Origin of the sequence: Halobacillus sp. BBL2006 (genome assembly GCF_000786645.1) — a bacterium.
GTDB lineage: Bacteria > Bacillota > Bacilli > Bacillales > Halobacillaceae > Halobacillus.
In genome coordinates this window covers 1-5,209 of sequence record NZ_JRNX01000709.1, presented here as the reverse complement: position 1 = coordinate 5,209, position 5,209 = coordinate 1, and the positions used below count along the sequence as shown (strand labels likewise).

Genomic DNA, 5,209 nt, shown 5'->3' with positions numbered 1-5,209 from the left:
TATAAACAAAAGAGTGTGGCAGGCATTGGCAGTCTTTATGGATCGCCAATGGACTTGTGGAAATCGGTCGAAGAGGCGGACAGGGCACTGCGTTTCGGAATCGATCATCAACGTTCGCTCTATTACTTTGAGGATCTTGGAGTGGAATCGTTCATGTATGATTTACCTGAATCGATCAGGGAAGATTTTGTTCAGCGAAAGCTTCAACCTTCTGCGTTGGAATCAATTCCTGAGTGTTTCCATACCTTGGACACTTTTTATAAGAACAGTGGGTCCATTAAAGATACAGCAGAGGACCTGCATATTCATAAAAATACATTGCAATACAGGTTAAAGAAAGTGAGTGAAGTTACGGGGTATGATCCTCGTGATATTAATGATTCTACTTTGATTCAAATTGCCTTAGCGTTCTATCAAATTACCAAAAAGACATCCTGATGGATGTCTTTTTGGTTTGAATACTAAAAAACAGAAGTTAAATGAAGCATAAATTTAGTCTATGTAACATAGAAAATGGTCTGAATCTTTCATATGATAGCGTTAACAAATTTAGGAGGGACTAGAAATGAGCCAAAAAACAAAGGATACGATTCAGCAAAACCTCTATGAAGTGTACGGTGAAGAAAAAGGTGCTCGTATTTTGAAAGCGATTAATAATCTCGTTGATCAATATAAACAAGATGCCCAGCCAAAAGAATGGGTAGATGAAAAAGATGTCATGCTCATCACGTATGGCGACTCGATTAAAAACTCTGAGCAGAGATCGCTGCAAACATTAAAGGAATTTTTAAACGATTATGTTGGCAATACAATTAACTCAGTTCACATTCTACCATTTTATCCTTATACGTCTGATGATGGGTTCTCGGTACAAGATTACTTGAAGGTGAATCCGGAACTCGGAGAGTGGCAGCATATTCATCAGCTTGCGGAAGATTATGATCTCATGTTCGATGCTGTCATCAACCATATTTCAAGTAAGAGCGACTGGTTTTTAAGCTATTTGAAAGGTGATCCGGCTTATCAGGACTATTTTGTTGAGTCTAATCCTGAACTTGATCACAGTTCTATAGTGAGACCGCGTGCATTACCATTGCTCACCAAAGTTGAGCATGCGGAAGGGACGAAATATGTCTGGACTACTTTCAGCGATGATCAAATCGATTTGAATTATGAAAGTGAAACGTTATTTTTAGAAGTCCTTGAAATTCTTGCACAGTACGTTAAGCACGGCGCCCGTTACCTGCGTCTCGATGCCATAGGGTTTCTATGGAAACGCTTAAATACCACAAGTATCCATTTGGATGAAACTCATCGGATCGTCCAAGTGATGAGGGAGGTACTCGAAGAGATTTCCCCAGGTACCATAATCATTACGGAGACAAATGTTCCTCATAAAGATAACATCAGCTATTTTGGTGACGGATCCAATGAAGCCCATATGGTTTATCAGTTCCCTCTGCCACCGCTGACTTTGAATGCCTTTCTATCAGGGAATGCCAAACATCTTTCTGAGTGGGCGGCTTCACTGGAACCGACGAGTGACCACACTTCCTATTTCAATTTCTTGGCTTCCCATGACGGGGTAGGGTTACGACCGGTTGAAGGGATCTTAGATGAAAGGGAAGTTCAGGCCATGGTCGACCGTGTCAAAGAAAACGGTGGCTATGTTTCTTATAAAGATAACGGGGATGGAACAAAAAGCCCATATGAGCTGAACATTAATTATTTGAGTGCTTTAAAGAAAGGTGAAGAACCACAGCAGCAAACGGTTGAACGCTTTATCGCAGCGCAAACGATCTTGTTATCGGTGAAAGGCGTTCCGGGCATTTATATTCATAGTCTGTTAGGTTCTCAGAATGATCAAAACGGCGTTGAAGCGACAGGACGTAACCGTTCAATTAATCGTGAAAAATTACCAGTGCAAGAATTGAAGCAAGAACTGGAAACAGAAGGAAGCTTGCGTGAGACCATTTTCAATGGATTCCTGAAGAGGGTCGAGAAGAGAAAAGCTGAAAGAGCCTTCCATCCAAATGCTGAGCAGGAAGTACTTTTCCTAGACGATCGATTGTTTACAATAGTTCGAATCTATGAAGGAACAGGCGAGAAACTTTTAGCAATCGTTAACGTATCTGATCAACAAATAAACGTAGAGGTCGACTCTCTCGAAGCTCAGTTGGGGACTCGTGGGTTTAAAGATGTCATCTCTCAGTCTATCTATTCTCCAAATCTATCAACTCTTTCAGTCAATCCCTATCAGGCTATGTGGTTGAAGGAGGTCTAATCATGAAAATTATTGTTGCACCTGATTCATTTAAAGGCTCGATGAGCAGTGCAGAAGCATGTTCAGCCGTTGAAGCTGGCGTGAAAGCCTATAATCCTTCCTTCCATGTCAAGTCCATCCCGATTGCTGATGGTGGGGAGGGTACGGTGGAAGCTCTTGTCACAATCTTAGATGGCGAAATGATTGCAGAAAATGTCTTCGATCCTTTGGGACGAGAAGTAACTGCTGAATATGGATGGGTGGATGAGTCTAAAACTGCTATCGTAGAAACGGCCGCTGCGTCGGGGTTGCCGCGACTTCTGGGAGAAGAGCTGAATCCATCAAACGCTTCAACCTACGGTACAGGCCAGATTATTCAAGCAGCTCTTAAACGAGGAGCGGAACGAATCATCCTCGGTTTAGGAGGAAGTGCAACGGTGGATGCAGGTACGGGGTGCTTCCAGGCTCTAGGGGTGAAATTTTTAGATGATAAAGGCACTGAACTGAACATGAACGGCGGCGCTTTACAACGTGTAGCTGAAATTGAAACCGGTACCATATCCGCTCGTACAAGGCAGGTTGATTGGATCATAGCCTCTGATGTAACGAATCCGCTATTAGGTTCGGAGGGTGCCATTACAGTTTTCGGTCCACAAAAAGGAGTGACGCCTGAACGTTTGACTGATTTTGAATCAGGTATGGAGCGGTACGCTTCTGTAGTGGAGCAGCACACAAGAAAAGAAATGAGAAATCAGGTAGGCAGCGGAGCTGCTGGCGGCTTCGGTTTTACCTTATTCAGCCTCTTGGAAAATCTTCAAGTCGAAAGCGGATTTGAATTAATTTCGAGACTAGGAGAGTTAACTGAGCATATCAGTGGAGCGGATCTCGTAATCACAGGTGAAGGAAAGATCGATACACAGACACTATATGGAAAGGGCCCCATTGGAATCGCGCGAATAGCAAAGAAGATACATGTACCTTGTATCGCTTTTGCAGGAAAAATTGAAGGAGAATTGAGTGCGGCTAAGGATCAGGGTCTTTCTGCCGTCTTGCCGATTATAGATGAGCCGATGACGTTGAAAGAAGCAATGGAGTCCGGTCCTGAACTTTTGACTAAAGCAAGCAGGCGTTTGATGGAAATTTATCATTTGAAACAAGAGAAAGGTGATGTTCGTAAATGAGCAGTTTTACTTTAATCGATTACGCGATCTTTATTGTTTATATTCTTGGTACCGCTATAGTTGGTGCAGCTTTTGGTAAAAAACAGAAATCGACGAAGGATTATTTCCTTGGAGGCAGAAGTATTCCGTGGTGGGCCATTGGTTTATCTGTGATGGCGACACAAGCCAGTGCCATAACCTTTATCGGTGCACCCGGCTGGGGCTACGATGGCGGTCTAACACGAATGACTACGTTTATTAACGTACCGTTAGCCATGGCTTTCTTGATTGCAACCCTTGTACCTTTTTTCTATAAAACTGAAGTTTATACTGCTTATGAGTACTTAGAACGCCGTTTTGACGTAAAAACGAGAACGTTGACCGCTGCACTATTCCTGGTTGCACGTGGACTTGCAACGGGTGTTGTACTTTACGCCCCAGCACTTGTTCTATCTGTTGTAACTGGAATGGATCTAAGCGTCACCATAATATTGATGGCCGTGATCGCCGTATCTTACACGGTGCTTGGAGGAATCAGCGCGGTCATTTGGACAGATGTCATCCAAATGGTCGTTCTATGGGTCGGAGCTGGCTTGAGTGTTTTTGTTATTTTTCAAGATGTACCTGGAGGCTGGGGCGAAGTTATGAATACCGCTTCTCAGACAGGTATGCTTGATTCCCTCGATTTCTCTTTTGATTTATCAGTTGAGTACAGCATTTGGGCTGGTGTCATTGGTGGTTTCTTCTTGCATGCTGCCTACTTTGGTACTGATCAAAGCCAGATTCAAAGAGTACTTACAAGTAAATCGATTCGTGAAAGTAAGCTTTCACTTGTATTAAGTGGGGTTCTAATGATTCCTCAAATGCTTCTATTCCTTTTGATTGGTGTACTTCTTTACATCTATTATCAATATGCAGGCGATCCGAACGTTGAGAATTTAAACGAACTGTTTCCTCGCTTTGTTGTTAATGAACTTCCAGTCGGAATTTCAGGATTGATCATGGCCGGAGTATTCGCGGCAGCTATGTCCAGTCTAGACTCTGCGTTAAACTCTTTATCTGCCGTGTCAGTTCGTGACTTTTACAGTAAATTCTTTAAGAAAAATGCCTCTGAAGAGCACTACTTAAAAGCTTCCCGTTATGCAACGGTTTTCTGGGGGATTTATGCAACCATCTTTGCGTTCTTTGCAGGAAACCTTGGACCAGTAATTGAAGCCGTAAACAAAGTCGGATCTTACTTCTACGGAGCTCTTCTAGGTGTGTTCATTCTGGCAATCTTCACGAAGCGAGTGAATGGGACAGGAGCTTTTACTGGTGTCATTGCCGGAATGATATCTGTTTGGGCAGTAACAGCATTTGCAGAGATCTCCTGGTTGTGGAATAACCTCGTCGGAGCCGTTGTCGCTGTAGTAATCGGATATCTGGTAAGTAAGCTATCAAAAGCACCATCTGCTGAAAAAGTCGATGGCTTGACAATTGACCGCACCAATACAGATGTTCAGAAGAACCTTGCTTCTCGTGCTGAAGCGGCAAGCTCTGTTGAAAGTGTAAAAGCTGAGAAAAGTACGAAGAAATGGCCGCTTTACTTGGTCATCTACTTCTTCGTTGTCATCGCATTCTTACTTTACTTGCAAAACCTGTAGGAGGTTGAATCATGACAAACTACTTAAAACCGATCGTTGACCAACAGGAAGCAACCATGAAAATGAATGATTATCTTCGCTCCAACTGGTGGAAGAAAATCAGACAGACAAAGAAGTTGACTTCGATTGAGCAAGTCTATATT

The 5,209-nt window shown here is 42.9% G+C and carries 4 protein-coding genes; all 4 read left to right on the top strand.

Annotation, left to right across the window (positions count from 1 at the left end; translation table 11 throughout):
• Positions 1 to 438, top strand: a 438-nt coding sequence (locus LD39_RS18645; protein ID WP_197061459.1) for a CdaR family transcriptional regulator, incomplete at its 5' end; no start/stop codon positions are given.
• Positions 439 to 565: 127 nt separating this feature from the next.
• Entirely contained in the window at positions 566 to 2,284 is a 1,719-nt protein-coding gene (locus tag LD39_RS18640) for a sugar phosphorylase (RefSeq protein ID WP_035551588.1), read from the top strand.
• Positions 2,285 to 2,286: 2 nt separating this feature from the next.
• Positions 2,287 to 3,444 carry a glycerate kinase gene (locus LD39_RS18635; RefSeq protein ID WP_035551584.1) on the top strand — a complete coding sequence of 386 codons (1,158 nt, stop codon included), beginning with the start codon at positions 2,287 to 2,289 and terminating at the stop codon, positions 3,442 to 3,444.
• Positions 3,441 to 5,066, top strand: coding sequence for a sodium:solute symporter (locus tag LD39_RS18630; protein ID WP_035551581.1), 1,626 nt, complete (start codon positions 3,441 to 3,443; stop codon positions 5,064 to 5,066). Before LD39_RS18635 ends, LD39_RS18630 begins: the two co-directional genes overlap by 4 nt.
• Positions 5,067 to 5,209: the final 143 nt, after the last annotated feature.

Excerpts from the sequence above, each read along its gene's own strand:
- LD39_RS18640 (WP_035551588.1), top strand. The coding sequence starts at position 566 with ATGAGCCAAAAAACAAAGGATACGATTCAGCAAAACCTCTATGAAGTG.
- LD39_RS18635 (WP_035551584.1), top strand. The coding sequence starts at position 2,287 with ATGAAAATTATTGTTGCACCTGATTCATTTAAAGGCTCGATGAGCAGT.
- LD39_RS18630 (WP_035551581.1), top strand. The coding sequence starts at position 3,441 with ATGAGCAGTTTTACTTTAATCGATTACGCGATCTTTATTGTTTATATT.